Genomic DNA, 21,809 nt, shown 5'->3' with positions numbered 1-21,809 from the left:
CCCCCCGTCTCCGCCAACTGGCGGAAGGGGGGGTTGGGTTATCTCGCAATAAAACTTAGCCTGTTAATTTTTCAACCTTACTTCAGTCAACACTACCAACTTCATTTCTTCCGCGTCAACGAGTTAACTCGTTAACTCGTCAACTTGTTAACTGATCAACTCCTCACTTAAAAATCAATATCTCCTTATCCCCCTCAAACCGGTAATTAAACCGTTTCGACGTTCTTAGAATCTCCAGCACCTGTTCAATCTTCTCCTTCTTAAATGTGGCGGTAAAATGATATTGCCTGATCTCATTGGCTTCAAACTGAATGTTCACATTGTACCAGCGATTCAGCTGATAGGCTATTTCTTCAAACGGCTCATCTTCAAATGCCAGGTTGTTCTGCACCCAGGCCACTTCTTTTACATCGCCGTTATCTGATTTTTTCACCGGTTTTATCACTCCTTGCTCCGGTACTGTTTTATCAACTGGGGGCAGGGTTGCCGGGGAAACACCGGTTTTGATCTCCGTCCATAACACTTTTTCGTCGGGATGGAGTAACAGCTTGCGGTTGTTGTCTTTTTTCAGGGTCACTTCTGCCAGCCCGCGAATCAGCACAGCCTCTGTTTTGTTTTCGTTGTTGTAGCTTTTTACATTAAAGGCAGTGCCCAGCGCTTTTACATCCATACTGGCGGTGTGTACAATAAAGGGTACGGCGGCATTGTGCCGCACTTCAAAAAATGCTTCGCCTTTCAGAAATACCTCGCGGGTGTTTTTGGCATACTTGTCGTTCAGGTACAATTCACTGCCTGCATTCAGGATCACCTGGGTACCATCGGGAAACTGGAAACTTTTTCGTTCACCGGGTTTGCATACATATTGCACCCGCTCCGGTTGGGATACAGGTATACGTTGTGATTTCCAGATCATATAAAGGCCAACAGTAAGTATTGCCAATGCAGCTATGGCAATGGAAGTAAATCGTGGATAGGCAACTGTTCGTCTGTTGCCGGAACGGTTCAATTCAATAACCGGGGCACGTTCGTTGCCTTCCACCTTATTTTTAAGAAGTGTCAATTGTTCATCCAGGTCGCTCTGGGCCAGGGCGGTAAACAACAACCGGTACTCCTGTACGGCATCTGCTATCAGGTCTTTTCTACCAGGGTTTTCAACTAAAAAGGTTTCCCAATAATGAACGTCGCGTTCATTGTTCCGCAAACAATAATTTATAAAGGACTCCTCCTTTAACAGCTCTTCAACGGTCCGGTACTTTGATTGCATGGCCCCTCTTTTATAAGCAGAGTGCCCCGCTCACCGGATTTACCCGTTATTGGTAAAATAAATTTTAGAAATGAAACAGGGAGGCAGCATATAACAGTAAAAGTGATTGGATACCCGAAACAACCTCAGGCTGTACCAATCGTTGTTTTATCCTGTACAGGGCTTCGTGAATCTTATTATATACAGTGCGGTGTGTGAGTCCTGTCTTTTGCGTGATGGCATCATAACTCAGGCCTTCGTAGAATTTTAGCAAAATCAGTTCGCGTTGCCGGGCTGGCAGGGCATTGATAACGGCCATCAGGTGTTTGCACAAAGCATCGTGTTCGTCTTTTATGATCAGCGTTTCTTCCCAGGAAGTTTCAAACCCTTCTTCTTCTTTTTTGCTCCACGCTACATCCAGGTTTACGGTGCGACGGGCCTTTACCCAATCGCTTGTGAGCCGCCGTAAAAACGAAATGATGAGGTAGCTGCGCACATTTTTCGCGGCCATCAGGGTATTGCGTTTTTCCCACAGGTAAAGGAATTGCTGTTGTATTACATCTTTAACCAGGTCGCTGTCGTGACTGTTTTTAAGACCAATAAATAAGAGGGTGTGGTAATACCGGGTGTACAGCTCGTATAAAGCTTCCTTATCACCTTGCAGCAGGCGTTCCCAACAAAGATTGTCGGTATGAATAGCAGTCTGGATCATTATTGGCAGTCAATCGTTACACCTAATATAAATGTATTCACCACATTTAAAAAATATTTTTCTAACGGGTTCAATAAGAGCGGGGAATATATAGCAGTCTGGAAAAGATGATGACCTGTAAGGTCCGCCATCGGGTTTTAAACAACCAGAATGTTTATGCGGTCCTTACAGGTCATCCAATAAAAACAAAAGCCTGTCAGGCTTACAGGTCAATTTATTCTAGCGCAGTTCAGTGATAGCGCAATGGTCCATATCACCATAATCGAGGTTTTCACCGGCCATACCCCAAATGAAGGTATAGTTAGATGTTCCGGCACCGGAGTGGATGCTCCAGTTGGGCGAAATCACCGCCTGTTCGTTCTGCATCCAGATGTGGCGGGTTTCCTGCGGTTCACCCATAAAGTGGCAAACGCTTTGTCCCTGTGGCACTTCAAAATAGAAATACACTTCCATCCGACGGTCATGCGTATGGGCGGGCATGGTATTCCACACACTGCCGCTTTTTAATTCAGTCATCCCCATTTGCAGTTGACAAACTTCCAGCACGCTGTTCACGATCAGCTTATTGATCACGCGGTGATTGGCAGTAGCAGCACTTCCCAGTTCTACCACGTCTGCATCGGCGCGGGAGATCTTTTTAGTGGGATAGGTATGATGTGCCGGTGCTGCATTGATGTAGAACTTGGCGGGCTGGCTGCCATCAGCAGAGGCAAACTGCACGTCTTTTGTTCCCTTACCAATGTATAAAGCTTCTTTGTAGTCCAGTTCATATTTCTGTCCATCGGCAGTAACGGTTCCTTTACCACCCACGTTGATGATGCCCATTTCTCTTCTTTCGAGGAAGAATTGCGCTTTCAACTTTTCTGGATTCGGTAAACTTACAGCACCTTTAACCGGCATCACACCGCCGGCGATATACCGGTCATAATGCGACAAGGTAAAATGAGCCGCATCTGCTTCAAATAATTTATCTATCAAAAACGCCTTACGCAAAGCAGCCGTATCCATTTGCTTTGCCTCATTAGGACTTATTGCGAATCTGTTATCCATTATAAAGATCTTTTGTTTTAATTCTTGTATTTGTTCTTTGAACAACTATAGGCAGAAGGCAGAGGGCAGAAACCGGGACGCGGCCACCTTTCAACTTCCTTCCTCATTTCTTCCCTTCAACTTTCAACTTGTTAACTTGTCAACTTGTCAACTCGTCAACTCTATCTCCCCATCCAGCCACCATCAACAGTAAGTATCGTTCCGGTTACATAGTTAGATGCGGGAGAAGCCAGGTACACCGCGGCTCCCTGCATATCTTCGCCTTCACCCCAGCGGCCGGCAGGAATACGCGACAGGATCGATTTGGCGCGCTCAGGATCATTACGTAAAGCTTCGGTATTGTCGGTTGAAATATAACCAGGTGCAATACCATTTACCTGTACGCCTTTGCCTGCCCATTCGTTGCTGAGGGCCATGATCAGCCGGGCAATAGCGCCTTTACTGGCAGCATAACCCGGAACGGTGATACCACCCTGGAAGCTTAATAAAGAAGCAGTGAAGATAACCTTGCCGCTTCCACGTGTGATCATGTCTTTACCAAATTCGCGGCTTAAAATAAACTGGGCGTTCAGGTTCACGTTGATCACTTCATCCCAGTATTCATCCGGGTGCTCAGCAGCAGGTTTACGCATAATGGTACCAGCGTTGCAGAATAAGATATCAACGGGCGGACATTCGCCTTTTACTTTGTCGATAAAGGAATAGATAGCTTTGCGATCGTTGAAATCGGCCTGATAGGCTTTAAACTTACGGCCGGTAGCTTCCACTTCCTGCTGTACTTTACTGCCTGATAACTCCAATGTCGCAGAAACGCCAATAATGTCAGCGCCGGCCTCAGCCAGGGCTACAGCAATAGATTTACCGATACCTCTTTTGGCACCTGAAACCAGTGCGGTTTTGCCTGCCAATGAAAATTTTGAAAGAATGCTCATAATTAATTTTGTTAACGGAATACAATGCTTGCCAGGGTGAGAGAAGCCCTTTTCCCGATACATCGGGAGAGAATAACAGGGCTGCAATTTCCTGCATGAGCGGTAGACTACCAAATTTTACGGGGAAAGAAGTCTATCTATTTGCTGTTCATTGGCTTATGGCCTTATTTCACCTCCATCACCGCTTTGCTGTTGTCGTAGGGAAGCTTCATTGCTGACAAAGCAGGCGTTGGAACGTTTTTCAATACGATCACAGGGGCCGACTGGCCACTGGGTACCTGCAAACCCTCCACCACTAATTGTTGCACATCCTCAACAACCATGGCGGGCCTGAAATCTTCCTTTTTGTATTGCAGTTTTACATTTTTGAGTATAATTCCCCTGGCATGCCGCATATACAATCCCCAGCAGGGCAATTCACCAAACATAGAGAACTCGGGATAGTCGCCTGCATTTTCGGGTACTTTTGAAAGCGAGTCAAGACCGAAATGCGCCACCTGTTTACTGCCGCCCCCTTCGTAACTGATGCTGATGTTTTCCAGCAAAATATTTTCAACGGGATTATCTGGCAGCCCGGTAACAGAGGCGGGAAATACGTTGTGCGGATAATTCATTACAGGCCCTTCCATTTCATATCCCTTATCGGGTTTACCCGCCGGCACTTCTACCTGCACGTTAGCGATCCGGATGTTGCGCACTTTGCCAATGGGCGCTTCCTTTTTACGGTGTCCCAGGCGGATAAAGATACCGTTACCAGTATTGGTGGCTTTGACGTTCTCGATGTTTATATTTTCCAGCGTGCCGCCATCAACCGATTCCAACGCAATGGCCGAGCGATATGTATCATAAATTTTCAGGTTCTTTACCATTACATTTTTGAACCCGCCATGGGAAGCGGTGCCGAACTTCAGCGCGCTGGCGCTGGAGCGGATCACACAATCACTGATCTCTACATTTTCACAGATCGCTGCATCGTTGTTCGATTTTAAACAAATGCCATCATCATCGGCATTTACCGTACAACGGGTGATCTTTACATTTTTGCAGTTATCTACGTCGATGCCATCGTTATTGTAATACGCGGTGCTTTGCACGCGGATACTGTCTATCGTTAGGTTGGTGCATTCGTGGTAGGTTTCTACCCAGCAGGCCGCATCTTTTAGTAAGATGCCTTTAATGGCAACATGGTCGCATTTATTAAAGGTGAGCAGGTGTGGCCGGTTAAATTCTGCCGAGCGTTTTTGTCCCCAGGGATTAACCGTTTGCCATTGGGGATCCTGCAGGGTGCCTGCTTTCAACATGCGGTCAACATCAGCCACTACTTCCCTGCCCCGTCCATCGATTGTACCGGTGCCGGTAATGGAGATGTGGTGCTGGTTGTCGGCAACGATCAGTGCCGATGCTTTTTCCTTGCCATAATCGCTGCGTTTGGTGCTTCCCAGCAATTGTGCATTGGCCGATACATACAATTCCACCCCCGATTTCAGTTGTATTACACTGGTCATAAACCGCCCGGCTGGTATCAGCACCCGGCCACCGCCACTGGCAGATGCTTCATCGATGGCTTTTTGAATAAAGGGTGCATTGTTGGTAAGGCTATCCCCTTTTGCCCCGAAGGAAGTAATATCGTATGTCTTTTGTTGAGCGAGAATACTGGTAGAAAGAAGTACAAGCAAATGGAACAAGCTGATTTTTTTCATATTGCGACTGGTTCGTATGTTATTGAGTTATTAAGTTCTTTAGTTTTCTCAACCTAAGAACTTAATAACTTACGCACATATTAACTTCCTTAGTATTGAGATCTGGGTATATTCAATGGCGGTCCCGGTTTATCTCCCATCACAATCGTCATCGTACCGCCCTCCATGATCTGCTTATGCATGATGTAGGCATTGGGCCATGGTTTGCCATTCAGAATTACGCGTTGAATATAGATATTCTTTGGACTGTTCTGTTCTACTTTTAACGAAAACGTTTTCTTATTCGGTAATTGTATGGTGGCTTTGTCGAACAAAGGACTACCTAACACATAAGCCCCACTGGCCGGAAATACGGGATAGAAGCCTAATGAAGAGAAGATGTACCAGGCCGACATTTGTCCGCAATCTTCATTGCCGCTGATACCATCTGTAGTGTTGTCATACAGGTTTTTTAAAATGTAGCGTACCTTCTCTGCCGTTTTCCATTGCTGGCCGGCGTAGGCGTATAAATAAGTAGTATGATGGCCGGGTTCATTGCCATGTGCGTACTGACCGATCATACCTGAAATATCCGGCGGCGATTTGGGATCGAATTCTATTTTCAGTTTAAAGAATTCATCTAACCGGTTAACAAAAGCAGTGTCACCACCCAGCAATTTGATCAATCCTTCCACATCCTGCGGAACCAGCCACGTATATTGCCAGGCATTGCCTTCACAATAATCATCTATCCACGGATGGCTGGTTCTGCCCGGACCAAAAGTCTGGTTCCATTGCCCCTGTTCGTTTTTACCTCTGAAGAATTTGGTAGTACTATCGAAATAATTGCGGTAATAATGCGAGCGTTTGGTAAATAACTCCGCATCTGCTGCCCGGCCCATTTGTTTTGCCATGAGGGCAATGCTGCCATCGCTGATGCAATACTCCATGGCTTTGGCTACCGACTCCTGTACCCTGTCATTGGGAATGTAAGCAAGGGATTTTACATAATTGAGCCCAAACTCATCGCGCAGCGAGGTATTCTTTACTGCTTCAAAAGCCAGGGCGGTATCAAATCCGCGGTACCCTTTCAAATAGGCTTCTGCTACTATCTGTACGCCACTCATGCCGGGCATCAGGTTGGTTTCATTACCAGCCAGGTGCCAGATGGGTAATTTGCCCTGCTGCTGATAGATGGCCAGCATGGTGTTGATCATATCATTCACCCTGTCTGGCTGCATAATGGTATATAAGGGATTCAACGCCCGATAGGTATCCCACAGGGAGAAGATGGTATAATTTTGAAAAGTTGCTTTATGATTTTGTTTATCTGGCCCCCAATATTCGCCATTTGCATCATTGAATAAAGCGGGGTCAATCATGGTATGATACAACGAAGTATAAAAGATCTTTTTGGCAGCAGCATCTTTGGTTTCGATGGTGATCCTGCCCAGCTCCTTGTTCCATTTTGCATCCGCATCCTGTTTCACCTTTGCGAAATTCCAATTGGGTATCTCTGCATCGATATTGGCCAACGCATTGACTGAATTTACCGGTGAGATGCCTACCTTCAGCATCACAGTACCAGGCGCTTTAGTAAAACTGATAACACCTTTCATACTGTCGCTCTCGAACTGTTGTATGGGAGCCGATAAACGGATGGCAAAATACAGCCGCTGGTCTGGCGCCCAGCCCCTTGAAAAGCGATAACCATAGAACGTGGAGTCATTTACTTTTTCGAGATGGGTTGCTGTCACTCTATCTCCAATGCCTTCTTTAAGATTGATCAGGATATGCGCCGCTTCCCCTGCGGGGAATTGATATTGATGAAACCCTACCCGCTCGGTGGCTGTCAATTGCACCTGGATCTTATAATCATCCAGCGTAACCGCATAATAACCGGGTTGTACTTTTTCGTTTTTGTGCGAGAAATGGGACGAAGGGCCGGCTGTTGGCGCCCCCTGTGTTACATCGCCGGTTTTAACCGGTCCGGTAAACGGCATAATAAGCACATCACCCAGATCGGGCATGCCGGTTCCACTCAAATGCGTGTGAGAGAAACCTTTAATAATGCTATCGGTATAATTGTAACCAGAACACCAGTCCCACCCCCTGAAGATATTATCAGGGCCCAGTTGCACCGCGCCAAACGGCACATTAGCCCCCAGGAATACGTGGGCATGACCAGCAGTACCAATGTAGGGATTTACATAATCTGTATAATGCTGGGCGAAGGAAAACGAATGGATTAATAGAATACTGAAAAAAGAAACTAAGTTTCTAATGTGGTGCCTACCTCTCATGCTAGTGAATTTACGATTATTCAGTTGCAATATAGTGACAGGAGTGGCACAAATGTAATGGTGGGGCGAAAAGGGCAGAGGTCAGAGATGAGACCTCTTTGCCTTCTGCCCTTCCTCTCGTTAACTTAACGACCAATCTCTTTAAACAAATTCGGATAATCCGTAATAATGCCATCTACCCCATCGGCGATCAGGCTTTTCATTTTTTCTTTGTCATTCACGGTCCAGGGAACCAGCTTCATGTTTTTGCTGTGGCAGTAATCGGCCATAGTTTTGTTCACCAGGCTCGATTCCGGACTATAAATATGGGGCAGGAAACCGAGGCTTTTCAGATTGCTGTCCAGGTTCTTTCCTACGGTTAAATAGCCAATCACAAGATCTGTATACTGTTTGTGCACATACTGCAGCGGGCGTACATCAAATGATTGTATATAGAACCGGTTGCCGATATTTTTTGCCTTCACCTCTTTCATTACCGCATCCACCAGTTCGGCCGGACCTGAATTATACTGCAGGCTGTCGTATTTGGGCGAGGTTTTCAGCTCGATGTTATAAATAGGTTTGGGCAGGTTGTTGGCAGTAACATAGGCCTCAACGGAATCAATAAGTTCACCTAATAAAGGCAGCTCCACCTTCATTTTTTGTTGCTGTGGAAAGGCAGCATAGGGTTTGGAACCCACATCAAATTTGCGGATGTCTTCATAATTCATTTGGTGCCAGATGTATTTTTTGGCATCGTCCTTTGCTATTTCACTGCCATCGGCATATAAGGAATGCGTTACATTCACAAACGGATCATGCGAGATCAATACCTTACCGTCTTTGGTAAGATACACATCCACTTCAATACAGTTAGCGCCCACTTCCACCCCTTTCTTCATAGCCGGAATAGTATTCTCAGGCATCAGGCCGCGGGTACCGCGATGACCTTCTTTATAAAAAGCCGGATAGTTGGCTGGTATGGACATATGTTTGGAGGCCGTGCAGGCAGCTAAACAACCTGCTACTACAGATAAACCCAAAATGCGATTCATGATATGTTTTTTTGATTACTTCAACGTCATGTATAACAAAGCGGCTATTACGGCACCAATGATGGGACCAATCACTGGGATCCAGGCATACGTCCAGTTCCCTTTGCCTTTTCCTTTAATGGGTAATAAGGTATGTACAATGCGTGGACCGAGGTCACGCGCAGGGTTGATGGCATACCCGGTGGTTCCACCCAGTGATAAACCGATAGCCCAAACCAGGAAGGCCACTGGCAAAGCGCCTAAGGAACCCAGCCCGATGGGTGTTTTGGGTTCTTTGATCTCAGCATCGGTAAAATAGAAAACCACAAAGATCAACACGAAAGTGCCTATGATCTCACTTAATAAATTGAAGGTAGTATTTCGGATAGCCGGCCCTGTGCTGAACACGGCCAGTTGGGTATCGGGATCATTGGTAGCATCGAAATGATCGCGGTAAATTAACCAGGCCAGAAAAGCGCCAAGCATGGCACCCAATAACTGCGCACCAATATATACCGGCACCTTGGCCCATTCAAATTTACCGGCAACGGCCAGGGCAATCGACACAGCGGGGTTCAAATGCGCCCCGCTATAGGGGCCTGCAATTACAACGCCTACAAATACGGCCAGCGCCCAACCGGTGGTGATCACCATCCAGCCACCGCTATTGCCTTTGGTTCCTTTCAAAATTACATTCGCCACAACCCCGGCCCCTAACAAGATCAAAAACATAGTACCGATCACTTCGGCAGAAAATGCTGACATATGGTATTGTTTATCGTTAGATGATTTTCTCCCTGAAGGAGGTTTTGTTTTGCTTCCTGCTTTTCGGCAATGAATTGTGAAAGTTAACAAGTTAACCGGTTAAAGAGTTAACAAGTTGGCGGACTTCTAAATATTAGCAAGCCACTCACTACTCACTACTATTCCTCTGCCCATGCTTTCGCTGCCTTTATCGCTTTCAACCAGCCTTTTGTTAATTGACTGGCATTGGTGCCATCGGGTGAAAAGCTTTTATTGAGTTTCCATTGCTTTTTTATTTCATCGATGTTTTTCCAGAAGCCTACAGCTAAACCGGCCAGGTAAGCCGCGCCGATAGCAGTGGTTTCGGTGATCTCTGGTCTGATCACGGTTGCCTGTAACACATTGGCCTGTATTTGCAGCATCAGGTCATTGGCAGTGGCGCCCCCGTCAACCCGAAGTTCTTTGATAGGGTTGCCGGCATCAGCCTGCATGGCAGTCAATACATCCATGGTTTGCAACGCAATGCTTTCCAAAGAGGCGCGGGCAATATGGGCTGATGTAGTACCACGGGTAATACCCACCATTGTTCCGCGTGCGTGCTGGTCCCAGTAGGGAGCGCCCAAACCGGCAAATGCAGGTACCAGGTATACGCCGCCGTTATCAGCAACGCTGCGGGCCAGCTCTTCTACTTCCGACGAATGTTTTATAATACCCAATCCATCCCGTAACCATTGCACTACGGCACCACCTATGAAGATGCTGCCTTCGAGCGCATATTGCACTTTGCCATCAATTTTCCAGGCAATGGTAGTTACCAGGTTATTCTTAGATAAAATAGGTTTGTCGCCAATATTCATCAGCATAAAGCAACCGGTACCGTAGGTATTTTTTACCATGCCGGGTTCCGTGCACATTTGTCCGAATAAAGCGGCCTGCTGATCACCGGCGATGCCTGCAATGGGGATCTGTGCGGCCAGGATCTGCGCTTCTGTTTGTCCAAACACTTCGCTCGATGAACGAACAGTGGGCAACATAGAAGCCGGCACCTCCAATAATTTCAATAATTCATCATCCCAGGTGCAGGTATGAATATTGAACAACATGGTGCGCGATGCATTGGTAATATCAGTGGCGTGTACTTTACCACCGGTGAGCTTCCACACCAGCCAGGTATCGATGGTACCAAAAGCCAGTTTTCCTTCCTGCGCTTTTTTACGCGCCCCTTCCACATTGTCCAGGATCCAGCGGATCTTGGTAGCAGAAAAATAAGCATCTACGATCAGTCCGGTTTTCTCCTGGATCAGATTGCCAGACTTTACTTTCAACTGATCACAAAATTCCGCGGTGCGTCTATCCTGCCACACAATAGCATGGTGCACGGGTATACCGGTTTCTTTATCCCATACTACGGTTGTTTCGCGCTGATTGGTGATGCCGATGGCGGCGATATCGGTTGCTTTCAATCCGGCCTTGCTTACGGCTTCCACTGCAACGGCCAGTTGGGTGGCCCAGATCTCGCTGGCATCGTGTTCAACCCAACCCGGTTGCGGATACAACTGGGTAAATTCTTTCTGCGCTATCGAGATGATGGAACCGGCCTGATCGAATATAATGGCCCGTGAGCTGGTAGTGCCCTGGTCGAAACTTAGGATGTATTGTGGCATAGTCTCTTTATATGATCGTTAGTGATTTATGTGATGCATTAGTGATCTGGTGCGCTGTTCCATGTTTCAGGTTACAGGTTGCAAGCTGTAAGCCAATACACCTCTGCGCGGCAATCCGCGTCGCGGCATCTTTGCCTTCTGCCCTCTGCCTTCTGCCCCTCTGCCTTCTGCCCTTCACTACAAATATTGTTTCAGGATGCCCGCCCAAACCTGGTAGCCATCCGCATTCAGGTGCAGGCCATCCTGCGTATACCGTTTGTCGAGCTTGTTACTGGCATCGAGGAAATGGGGGTGCAGATCGATCAACGTGATCTTTTCTTCCGCGGCAATCTTCTTCAGTTCCGTGTTCACAAAAGCGATGTGCTCGTCTTTGTTATAATGTTTTTTAAATTGGGTGAACTCATTATTAACGGGCAGCAGCGTATGAAAATAGATCTTTGTTTTAGGCGACTCTGCTTTTATCTGCCTGATGATACGGCGATAGTTGTTTACGATCAGCGTATCGGGTATATTATGCTCAATATCGTTAATTCCGATCAACACAAACACTTTAGCCGGTTTGCCTTCGGTCACTTCGCTCAGTCTTTTCAGTACGCCATAGGTGATGTCGCCGCTGATGCCGCGGTTTTTGCAATTCGGGTTCTGCAGCAGTTCGGCCCAATCGACCCCCTGCGTAATGCTGTTGCCCAGAAAAATGATGTCTTTTGTAGAATTCGGATAACTTTTAAACATCCCGTACCGCAATTTATAAGCGGCAGGCCGCACGGCACTATCAATGGTAACCTGTTGCGCTAATACGTTCACATTCAATGAGATCATTGCTATGCAAGAAACAAATCCAAGCATTCTTTTTTTCATATAGCTACTATTTTTTGTTGGGCTGTAAATATATGTAGAACATATTATTTACAGCAACGGGCCTAACTTTTTTTAAATCGTTCTTCGTTAAAATTCATCGCCGTACAATATTTTGCTGAAGTAAGAAGTACGAGGTATGAATTATGAAGAGTCCGTATTTCCTGTCTTCCCTCCTACTTCCTACTTCCTACTTCCTACTTCCTACTTCCTACCTCCTACTCTCATAAATACTAAGCATTGTACTCAGCTGAATACTTCTTCCCAAACCGGTCTAGCGCTATAACCTTTACCTGTTTGGCCGAGGCTGGGATAACCGCATGGAACAAATGATCGGTTTTCTTTGGTTCTGCAAAGCCACGGGGTTTGGGCAGTTCAGGTCCTTCGTATAAGGCTACTGCCAGGGCATCAAACCCTTTCTCCTGTTTAAAGTCATTGTGTTTGGCGCCATCTACCCAGCATTCCACCGTCCAGGCCGGATCATAATTCCACACATTCACCTGCAGCTTTTTGCTGGCTGCATCCTGGTCCTGCACATAGATACTTACCTGGTGATCGGCTTCTTTACCGGTACTCTGATAATACCAGCTCAGTTCGGTGCCCTTCACTGAATACACTCCATACCCTGACGGAGTACCATCGCCACAGATGGGGCCCGTCCACCAGGCGCCGCATACGGTACCATGGTTGTGTTCGAAAATATCGTTTTTGATCACGTTGCGGTGGTAGTGTGTATGGCCCGACATGATATGCACATTACGCCCCTTGAGCACTGCATACAACGCATCGCTATTTTTTACTTCGTTATGAACCGGAATGTGCACACACACAATCACCAGGCGATCGTTCGGCACAAATGAAAGGTCTTTTTGTAACCAGGTTAACTGTTCTTCTGAAATATAACCATCGTACTCCCGGTCTTTGCCCAGGTAACGCACATCGTCCATTACCACATAGTGCGCTTTACCCCTGTTGAAAGAATACCAGGTGGGCCCATAATGTTGTTGAAATGTATCGTCCGACATATCATCGCCGCCCTTGTTGTAATCCATGTCGTGGTTACCGATGCATTGAAAGAAGGGAATGCCCATTTTTTCTACGGCAGCATTGTAGCTGGGAAACAGATCGTGGTTATCCCATACCAGGTCACCAACGGTTATACCATGTAATAAAGCGCCATTGGCGGCCTGTACGAATTTCTGTACATCGGGCACAGATTCCGCCATCATGCGTTGCACGTCTTTTTCATGCTTCACCTGCGGATCGGCCCAAATGATAAACTGGTGATCAGTATCGTCGGTGGGCAGGGGTTCCAGCTCAAAGTTGATGGCTTTGCGGGGGTTTATATCCTGCACCATTTTGTAATGGCGTGATAATCCTTTTTCGTGATGGAACGCATAACCGGCAGGGGTAGAAACAAAGATGGCTACGGCATTGGGGTGCAGTTCCATTTCATATTTGCCCGATTCATCGGTAGCTACCACGGAATACCCATCGCTTACAATTACATCTTTCAGCCCTTTGCCTTTGGCCAGCACGGCGCCTTTTACTTTTTTATCAGCACCAATAAATGCTTTTGCTGGTGAAAACGGCGTCAATACCCAGCCTGCAGTCAATAAACCAAGGGAAGAGATAAACGATCTTCTTTTCATTTATACAGATTATCTTTTTAACGAGTGAATCGGCAATCATTAACATTATAAACCCACCCCTACCCCTCCCAGGAGGGGAATCTCAACCCTATCAACTTTAAACTTTAAACTAGCAAATAGCGTTCAGCCAGTTTGGTATACGATGCTACCTGCTCCCGAACCCAATTCTCATCCTTACCTAATTCCTTCGACATAATAGTAGCCACGGGCTCCGCCATGCGAATACTTTCGCGGGCATCTAACAATAAGGCACGGGTGCGGCGCGACAATACATCTTCTACCGTTCTTGCCATTTCGTGCTGCACGGCCCAGATCACCTGTGCTTCGTGTATTTGTAAACTTTTACTCAGTAATTCATTGGCATGTCCATTCATCAGTGCTTTCACATTGGGCGTATCGCTGCCATAGAAATATAAAGGATCGTTCAAATTAACATTGTCCTGGGCACCGTGGATGCTCAAATGCCGGGTTCCTGTTTTTTTATGCGGCCATTGTAATTCCTGCTCTACCCGGTCTACCATATCTTCCCCCATTTTACGGAAGGTGGTCCATTTACCACCTAAAATGGTAAACAGGTGCGAAGGCGTTACCATGATCTTATGACTGCGCGAGATCTCCTTTGTTTTTTGTTTACCGCCTTGTGGCGCAGCGAGCGGACGTAAGCCGGCAAAAACGCTTAATACGTCGCTTCGTTTGGGTTTCTCCACCAGGTAATTGGCGGCATTCTCCAGAATAAAGGCAATTTCTTTTTCAAGGGCCTGCGGTTCCAGCGAGGCCTCCTTCACCGGTGTATCTGTAGTGCCCACCACTACCTTTCCATGCCAGGGCACGGCAAACAGTACCCGTCCATCACTGGTAGCCGGGATCATCAACGCATCATCGGCGGGGTAGAATCTTTTATCGAGCACCAGGTGCACACCCTGACTGGCCGTAATACTTTTTGACCCCGTAGGGTTATCTAACTGTAAGATCTCATCTACAAACACCCCGGTGGCATTTACCACGGCTTTGGCTTTGCAGGTATATGTTTGACTGGTTTCCGTATCTGTAACGGTAACTCCTGAAATGTGCTGGCCATTGTCTTTTATAAGCCCGGTCACTTTCATGTAGTTCAGGGCTACGCCGTCTTTTTCAATGATCGTTTGTACCAGGTTGATAGCAAGGCGCGAATCATCGAACTGACCGTCGTGGTACAGTACACCGCCCACCAAACCTTTGGTTTTTATATTGGGCAGCCTGGATAATGCTTTATTACGCGGAATAAAAACCGAAGCACCGAGGCTCAGGCGGCCCGCGATCCAATCGTATAATTTCAGTCCGATGGTGTATTTCAACCGGTCCCACCAGGTATAGACCGGTATAATGAAAGTCTGGTTCTTTACCAGGTGCGGAGCATTGCGCCATAAAAGGCCCCGCTCGATGCTGGCTTCTCTAACCAATTGAATATCACCTTGTGCCAGGTAACGCACGCCCCCATGCACTAATTTGGTGCTGCGGCTGGAAGTGCCTTTGGCAAAATCTGCCTGTTCTACCAGTAAAGCACTATATCCCCGGCTAACTGCTTCTAAAGCAATGCCTAAGCCGGTTGCTCCCCCTCCTATGATGATCAGGTCCCATTCTTTTTGGGCATTCAGCCTGTTTATAAGCGCCTGGCGGTTTTGTACGGTTTCAGCTTCCATTATATATCCAAAACTTTCGTTTTATTTCAATTTTATTACACAACAATATTAGTGAAACAATTTGAAACCATAAATTAAAACATATCGAAACTCTAAACAACCGATTGCCTGCCCCCCAGGACTGACGTTCCATCCACTGATCCCATGAAAATCAAGGGGTCACCCTATAAAGACGCTTTGTAAACCAGTCTGGTACTAGAGCTGCGGGAATTTTAAAGGCTGGTTGCCCCTGTAAACACCAGTTTAACAGGCAGCAAACACCCTGTTTTTGCCCTGTTAGAACCTATTCAACTTCAAGCAACTATAAAAGATATCCCGTAGATATTCCATAGATGTTCCAGAGATGTCCCAATAATATCCCGCCTCTTAATAGAGGCGGGATATCTGCATGATAACTGAGTAAAAAAAGCAGGTAACTACTAGATAGGAACTATATCTCCCCTGAATCGGGCATATTTTATCCGGCAGTGTCACCCGGGTTTAACTGCAGGTAGGGTTATCAAACAATTGGTTTGCAATCATCTGACAATTTTATTTTAATTTGGTGTAACCATTATGATCTCACAAACTGAACGCCATCAATTCATACTGAACAAACTAAGCAAGGAAAGCTTCGTTAACGTGCTTGAACTATGTAAGGAACTCGATGTTTCTTCAGTGACCATACGAAAGGACCTGAAACTGCTGGAGGATAAAAGCCTGTTGTTTCGCACGCATGGGGGTGCCACCATCAATAATCCTTACACCATCGATCGCCCTGTTAATGAAAAGGAGAAACTGCAGTCGAACGAAAAAATGCGGATCGGAGCTACCGCTGCGCAATTGATTACCGACAACGATTCCATCATTATTGCGTCCGGTACTACCGTATTAGCACTGGCGAAGAATATGCCACAAAAAATGAATGTGACCGTTATTACCGCCTCATTACCGGTGGCAACAGAACTGAACAAACACGCAGATATCGAGATCATGCAGCTGGGCGGTATCATTCGTAAAAGCTCTTCTTCCGTAACCGGTCCTTATGCCCAAAAAATTCTCACTGATTTCTTTTGCAGTAAATTATTCCTGGGGGTAGATGGCATCGATCTTGAATTTGGGCTCACTACTACCAGTGTAATGGAAGCGCACCTGAACCGCCAAATGATCGATGTATCGCAAAAGGTGATAGTTCTATCCGATTCAACAAAATTTGGTAAACGGGGCTTTGGGCGTATCTGCGGCCTTGAAGAAGTAGACCGCGTCATTACCGACAAGGGAATATCGGAGCACTTTGTGAATCAGCTGGAGAGCCGCGGTATAGAGGTAACTATAGTTTAAATTTCAATAACCCAATAACATATTCTCTTTTAAAAGCTTCAACGCTGCCACCATATGATTTTCTACTGTATTCTTCGATAAGCACAATCTATCTGCAATTTCTTTATACGAACTGCCTTCTTCGCGGCTCATTGTGAAGATGCGTTTCTTTTGCGGTGGTAACCGGTTCAGCGAACTTCTGTATAAACTTTCGAGTTCCTTATGCAGTATACGGCTGTCGGTAATAAACGAGCTGGATGGCTCTACAGCCGTTAACTCCAACGATACGGTGGCCACTTTTTGTTTACGCAAATGATCTATAAGCCGGTTGCGCACCGATTTATATAAATAGGCAGACAACGACAGGCTGCCATTCAACTGATCGCGCTTTTGCCAAATGGCCAGCATAACGTCCATCACTATCTCTTCAGACACGTTTTTATCGGAAACCAGTTTCAGGGTATAACTATACAATTTATAAAAATAACGATCGAATAAAACACGGTAGGCTTTATCATTGCCGCTGCGCCATAAGGCTATTAAATGGCTGTCTGTTGTATTCATATCCATAGCAACCCGTTGTGTGATTAAAATTATTGCTATTATTGTGTTGGGCAGTTGCCCTATTTGATATTTGCGTTGTACTTTTTGATATTAATGATGGTAAACTTTTACAAATACCTGCCGGTTAGTTCCACTGATGAAAGCTGGGGCCTGAATGTACTGAACACCGGGTGCACGCACATTGTTGCCGGTTCCGCATACCCTTACGATACCCATCCGGCACATCATAATTTCAATTGGGACAAAGGAAGGATACTACACGAGTTCCAGGTTATTTACATCACCAAGGGCGGTGGCATTTTTGAATCGAAAAGCGGCGGCAAACAAATCATTACTTCCGGTTCCGTCATACTTTTGTTTCCGGAAGAAAGGCACCGGTATAAACCTGATAAAAAAACAGGCTGGGATGAATATTGGGTAGGCTTTACCGGACCTATTGCAAAAAACCTGTTGAGTAAAAAATTCTTTACACCCGCCACGCCGGTTATCCCTGTTGGTTACCAGGAAACCCTGTTGCATCTTTTTCAGGAGATCATCGATAAAACAAAAGAAGAGAAAGCAGGTTACCAGCCATTGATTGCCGGTACGGTATTACATTTATTAGGCACCATTTATTCGCTTTCGCAACAGGAAAAGTTCAGTGGACAGGATGTGGAAGCCATTGTTGATAAAGCGCGTTTATTGTTTCGTTCTAATATCGAGCAGAATATTTCACCGGTTGATGTAGCACATGAACTGCAGATCAGTTATTCGCGGTTCAGAAAAATATTTAAAGAATATACCGGCCTGGCGCCCGGACAATTTCAGATACAACTGAAAATACATAAAGCAAAAGAACTGCTGACAAATACAAACAAGTCAGTAAAAGAAATTGCATTTGAGCTCAACTTTGAATCAAACTTTTACTTCTCTAAATTGTTCAAGGAAAAAACTGGTGTAACACCGATCCAGTTTAGAAACAAGAAATAAGAACCCGTCCCCTGGCACCCTTATTGCGTAATTCCTATAATCCTACCCATTTTTTACAGTTCCGGCCTCAACATTCCCTTATACCCAGCCAGCAACTTTGAACCTTAATATTATTTGATTCACTAAAATATGGCTATGTTGAGAATTGCACAAATAGCTCCGCTTATTGAATCGGTACCGCCCAAATATTATGGCGGCACGGAGCGGGTAGTAGCTTATCTTACCGATGCATTGGTGAAATTGGGACATGATGTAACATTGTTTGCTTCGGGTGATTCCATTACCAGGGCCCGACTGGTATCTGTAACCCCTACCGCATTACGTTTGAGTAATTGTGTTGATCAAATGGCCGGCAACATTTTGCAATTGCAGGAAGTTATGGACCGCTCGCACGAATTTGATCTGTTGCATTTTCATACTGATTATTTACACTTTCCGGTAACGCGACGCAGTCATAAAAAAACACTGACTACGCTGCATGGCCGGTTAGATATCCCGGAATTAAAACCATTGTACGAAAAATTCAATGACATGCCGGTGGTGTCTATCTCCAATTCGCAACGGCGTCCTTTACCAATGGCCAACTGGATAGCCACCGTATTTCATGGAGTACCAGCGGATTTATATGAATATGGCAAAGGTGAAGGTGATTATGCGGTATTTCTGGGCAGATTTTCCCCCGAAAAAAGGGCTGATCGTGCCATTGAAATCGCACGCCGGGCAAATATGAAAATAAAGATCGCCGCTAAAGTTGACAAGGCAGATGAAAAATATTTCGACAAAGAGATCCGTCACCTGCTCGATCAACCTCATGTGGAATACCTGCATGAAATTGGCGAAAAAGAAAAAGGCCCGTTGCTGGCCAATGCCAAAGCATTGCTGTTTCCCATAGACTGGCCCGAACCTTTTGGCATGGTACTGATAGAGGCCATGGCCTGCGGTACGCCCATCATTGCTTTTAATCATGGTTCCGTACCTGAGATCATTGAACATGGCAAAACAGGTTTTATCGTAAACACTATGGATAAAGCAGTAGAAGCTTTAAAAAATATTCATTTAATAAACAGGGACACCTGTCGCGAAACTTTTGAAAGAAGGTTCAGCGACATCGTAATGGCCCAGAATTATGTACGCCTGTATGAAAAGGCGCTGCATAAACAATCCGAAAGATCTTTTTACTTAACACCAGCGTATAGAAAATAAGTTATAACCCAGTTATAAATAATGGTTTATGAAAAAGCACGACACCCTGGTAAAACTACATGACGACAAGTACTACATTCTCGCTTCTTCTTCGTATGCTGATGATCGTGTGCTGACTTTAAACTATGGCGATACGTTTGGAATTTTTGACCGGTGGGGCGATATAAAACAATTTGGGACCTGTGTGCAGGGGATTTATCACCAGGGCACGCGGTTCATCAGCGATATGGAACTGGAAATAAATCATTACCGGCCCATGCTGCTAAGCTCCAACATAAAGAACGAGAACGAAATGCTGTCGGTTGACCTCACTAATCCCGATATTAATGAGGAACACAACGTAGTTATTCCAAAAGGCACGCTACATATTTCACGTAGTAAATTCCTGCAGGATGGGGCCTGCCATGAATTGATCATGCTGTATAACTATGGTTCCGATTCGTATGAACTTACTCTGGAAATCACCTTTGACTGCGACTTCAGAGACATCTTCGAAGTGCGGGGCATGGACAGGAAGCAACGCGGCGTTTTACAATCGCCTTTTGCATCGGCCAACGACCATGTGGTGGTTTCCTATACCGGTCTTGACAAAATTGAGCGGCAAACCAACCTGCATTTTGATCCGGAACCAACTTCCATAAAAGACAATAAGGTCACGTACAGGATCAAACTGCTACCACAGGGTGGCACCTTCAGCATCAACTGTACTTCTGTATTTTCCGTGTATGCCAATCCGGTTCAGTTTGAACCTTATTTCATTGCCTATGATAAGATCAAATCGGGTATGGAAAAGAGTAAGGAGCTGGTTGCCGATATCTATACCGACAATGAGCAATTCAACAACTGGATCAACCGGTCGAAAAACGATCTTATATCCTTACTGGTGCAAACGCCTTTTGGCAGTTACCCTTATGCCGGTGTGCCCTGGTACAATACGGTATTTGGCCGGGATGGTACCTTCACCGCCCTGGAAACGCTGTGGGTAGCACCCAACATTGCAAAAGGCGTTCTGCTATACCAGGCAGCCCGCCAGGCTACCAAAGTACTTCCTTTACAGGATGCAGAGCCGGGAAAGATCTTACACGAAATCAGATCGGGGGAAATGGCCGAGACCGGTGAAATTCCATTTAAACTCTACTATGGCAGTATAGATACCACTCCCTTATTCATTGTACTGGCGGGTCAATATTTAAAAAGGACCGGCGATTTGGAAACCATCAACAAGATCTGGGAAAATATTTTACAGGCGCTTACCTGGATAAAAGTATATGGCGATATGGATGGGGATGGTTTTGTTGAATACCAGCGCAAGGCAGAGAGCGGTTTGGCCAACCAGGGCTGGAAGGACTCGCATGATTCCATCTCTCACGCAAATGGCGATCTGGCCAGCTTTCCTATCGCGTTATGTGAGGTACAGGGTTATGTGTACGATGCAAAAATACAGGCGGCCTATATGGCAAAATGGTTAGGTAATACCGAAATGGCTGAACAATTGACTAAAGAGGCCGAGAACCTGAAACAACGCTTTAACGAAGTGTTTTGGGATGAACAATTAGGCACTTATATTCTGGCGCTCGATGGGGATAAAAAACCCTGCCGGGTAGTATCATCGAATGTAGGACATCTTTTATTCTCCGGTATTGCCACACCTGAGCGGGCTGTACGCGCAGCTAAATTGTTGATGAGCGATGATATGTTCAACGGCTGGGGGCTTCGCACGTTGTCGTCAAAAGCTGCCAGGTACAACCCGATGTCATATCATAACGGATCGGTATGGCCGCACGACACAGCCATAGCAGCCTACGGAATGGCCCGCTACGGCATCATGGAACCCGCTCTGCGGTTGATGCAGGGTTTATTCGATGCCTCCCTGTTCATAGAATTACAACGGCTGCCTGAACTATTCTGCGGCTTTCCCTTCAGGCGGGGCGAAGCACCCACCGCTTACCCGGTGGCCTGTTCACCACAAGCCTGGTCGGTGGCCGCGGTATTCCTGTTGATTCAGGCCTGTTTAAGCATCTCTTATGATGGCTATGAAAAAAAGCTGTGCTTTTACAAACCGGTACTACCCGATTATATAAAAGAGATCCGGATCTCGAACCTGCGATTCGGCAATAAACAATTTGAGCTGGACCTCATTAAGTACGAGCACGACCTCGGTATTCATGTAATTAAGAAACCGGAGGATTGGGAGATCGTTACGATTAAATGATTATTATGATGGCTGGTTATTAAAATGAATCTTTAA

Annotated in this window: 17 protein-coding genes; 4 read left to right on the top strand and 13 right to left on the bottom strand. The window is 45.9% G+C overall.

Features of this window, described 5'->3' with window-relative positions; genetic code table 11:
* Nucleotides 1-163 precede the first annotated feature (163 nt).
* The 12 genes from BMX95_RS22500 to BMX95_RS22445 all read right to left on the bottom strand — a co-directional run bounded on the left by BMX95_RS22500 (nucleotide 164) and on the right by BMX95_RS22445 (nucleotide 15,526).
* Nucleotides 164-1,264 carry a FecR family protein gene (locus BMX95_RS22500; RefSeq protein WP_081197714.1) on the bottom strand — a complete coding sequence of 367 codons (1,101 nt, stop codon included), beginning with the start codon at nucleotides 1,262-1,264 and terminating at the stop codon, nucleotides 164-166.
* Between the two features lie 64 nt (nucleotides 1,265-1,328).
* Nucleotides 1,329-1,955: an RNA polymerase sigma factor gene (locus BMX95_RS22495; protein WP_081197715.1), complete on the bottom strand. Its 627-nt coding sequence runs from the start codon at nucleotides 1,953-1,955 to the stop codon at nucleotides 1,329-1,331.
* Between the two features lie 219 nt (nucleotides 1,956-2,174).
* On the bottom strand, nucleotides 2,175-3,005 hold the full coding sequence (gene kduI / locus BMX95_RS22490) for a 5-dehydro-4-deoxy-D-glucuronate isomerase (protein ID WP_081197716.1): 831 nt from the start codon (nucleotides 3,003-3,005) through the stop codon (nucleotides 2,175-2,177).
* Between the two features lie 161 nt (nucleotides 3,006-3,166).
* Nucleotides 3,167-3,937, bottom strand: a complete 771-nt coding sequence (locus BMX95_RS22485) for an SDR family oxidoreductase (protein ID WP_081197717.1) — start codon at nucleotides 3,935-3,937, stop codon at nucleotides 3,167-3,169.
* A gap of 164 nt (nucleotides 3,938-4,101) precedes the next feature.
* Nucleotides 4,102-5,637: a glycoside hydrolase family 28 protein gene (locus tag BMX95_RS22480; RefSeq protein WP_081197718.1), complete on the bottom strand. Its 1,536-nt coding sequence runs from the start codon at nucleotides 5,635-5,637 to the stop codon at nucleotides 4,102-4,104.
* Nucleotides 5,638-5,726: 89 nt separating this feature from the next.
* The gene (locus BMX95_RS22475) at nucleotides 5,727-7,919 is read right to left on the bottom strand and encodes a GH92 family glycosyl hydrolase (RefSeq protein ID WP_081197719.1); all 2,193 of its coding nucleotides are present in this window, start codon (nucleotides 7,917-7,919) and stop codon (nucleotides 5,727-5,729) included.
* A gap of 125 nt (nucleotides 7,920-8,044) precedes the next feature.
* Complete coding sequence (locus BMX95_RS22470; RefSeq protein WP_207631485.1) at nucleotides 8,045-8,953, bottom strand: glycerophosphodiester phosphodiesterase family protein; 909 nt, start codon at nucleotides 8,951-8,953, stop codon at nucleotides 8,045-8,047.
* Nucleotides 8,954-8,968: 15 nt separating this feature from the next.
* Entirely contained in the window at nucleotides 8,969-9,697 is a 729-nt protein-coding gene (locus BMX95_RS22465; protein ID WP_081197720.1) for an MIP/aquaporin family protein, read from the bottom strand.
* A 158-nt stretch (nucleotides 9,698-9,855) separates the two neighbouring features.
* The gene (gene glpK / locus BMX95_RS22460) at nucleotides 9,856-11,340 is read right to left on the bottom strand and encodes a glycerol kinase GlpK (RefSeq protein WP_081197721.1); all 1,485 of its coding nucleotides are present in this window, start codon (nucleotides 11,338-11,340) and stop codon (nucleotides 9,856-9,858) included.
* Between the two features lie 177 nt (nucleotides 11,341-11,517).
* Nucleotides 11,518-12,198, bottom strand: a complete 681-nt coding sequence (locus BMX95_RS22455) for a GDSL-type esterase/lipase family protein (RefSeq protein ID WP_081197722.1) — start codon at nucleotides 12,196-12,198, stop codon at nucleotides 11,518-11,520.
* Between the two features lie 230 nt (nucleotides 12,199-12,428).
* A complete protein-coding gene (locus BMX95_RS22450; protein WP_081197723.1) occupies nucleotides 12,429-13,847 on the bottom strand; it encodes a calcineurin-like phosphoesterase C-terminal domain-containing protein in 1,419 nt (472 codons plus the stop codon).
* A gap of 104 nt (nucleotides 13,848-13,951) precedes the next feature.
* The gene (locus BMX95_RS22445; RefSeq protein WP_081197724.1) at nucleotides 13,952-15,526 is read right to left on the bottom strand and encodes a glycerol-3-phosphate dehydrogenase/oxidase; all 1,575 of its coding nucleotides are present in this window, start codon (nucleotides 15,524-15,526) and stop codon (nucleotides 13,952-13,954) included.
* A 555-nt stretch (nucleotides 15,527-16,081) separates the two neighbouring features.
* On the opposite strand from BMX95_RS22445, the gene BMX95_RS22440 reads away from it, so the two are divergent.
* Nucleotides 16,082-16,846 (top strand): DeoR/GlpR family DNA-binding transcription regulator, encoded by a 765-nt coding sequence (locus BMX95_RS22440; protein WP_081197725.1) that lies wholly within the window; start codon nucleotides 16,082-16,084, stop codon nucleotides 16,844-16,846.
* A gap of 3 nt (nucleotides 16,847-16,849) precedes the next feature.
* Here the strand turns inward: BMX95_RS22440 and BMX95_RS22435 are convergent, their stop codons facing one another.
* On the bottom strand, nucleotides 16,850-17,395 hold the full coding sequence (locus tag BMX95_RS22435) for an RNA polymerase sigma-70 factor (RefSeq protein WP_081197726.1): 546 nt from the start codon (nucleotides 17,393-17,395) through the stop codon (nucleotides 16,850-16,852).
* A gap of 87 nt (nucleotides 17,396-17,482) precedes the next feature.
* Between BMX95_RS22435 and BMX95_RS22430 the strand changes: the two genes are divergently transcribed.
* The 3 genes from BMX95_RS22430 (at nucleotide 17,483) to BMX95_RS22420 (ending at nucleotide 21,773) form a co-directional block, all read left to right on the top strand.
* A complete protein-coding gene (locus tag BMX95_RS22430) occupies nucleotides 17,483-18,358 on the top strand; it encodes an AraC family transcriptional regulator (RefSeq protein WP_242672995.1) in 876 nt (291 codons plus the stop codon).
* 129 nt (nucleotides 18,359-18,487) lie between these two features.
* The gene (locus tag BMX95_RS22425; protein WP_207631487.1) at nucleotides 18,488-19,561 is read left to right on the top strand and encodes a glycosyltransferase family 4 protein; all 1,074 of its coding nucleotides are present in this window, start codon (nucleotides 18,488-18,490) and stop codon (nucleotides 19,559-19,561) included.
* Between the two features lie 28 nt (nucleotides 19,562-19,589).
* Nucleotides 19,590-21,773, top strand: a complete 2,184-nt coding sequence (locus BMX95_RS22420; RefSeq protein WP_081197727.1) for an amylo-alpha-1,6-glucosidase — start codon at nucleotides 19,590-19,592, stop codon at nucleotides 21,771-21,773.
* Nucleotides 21,774-21,809 lie beyond the last annotated feature (36 nt).

The sequence above is a fragment of the Niastella yeongjuensis genome, assembly GCF_900110245.1.
Lineage (GTDB): Bacteria > Bacteroidota > Bacteroidia > Chitinophagales > Chitinophagaceae > Niastella > Niastella yeongjuensis.
This window is presented reverse-complemented; position numbering and strand designations above follow the sequence as displayed.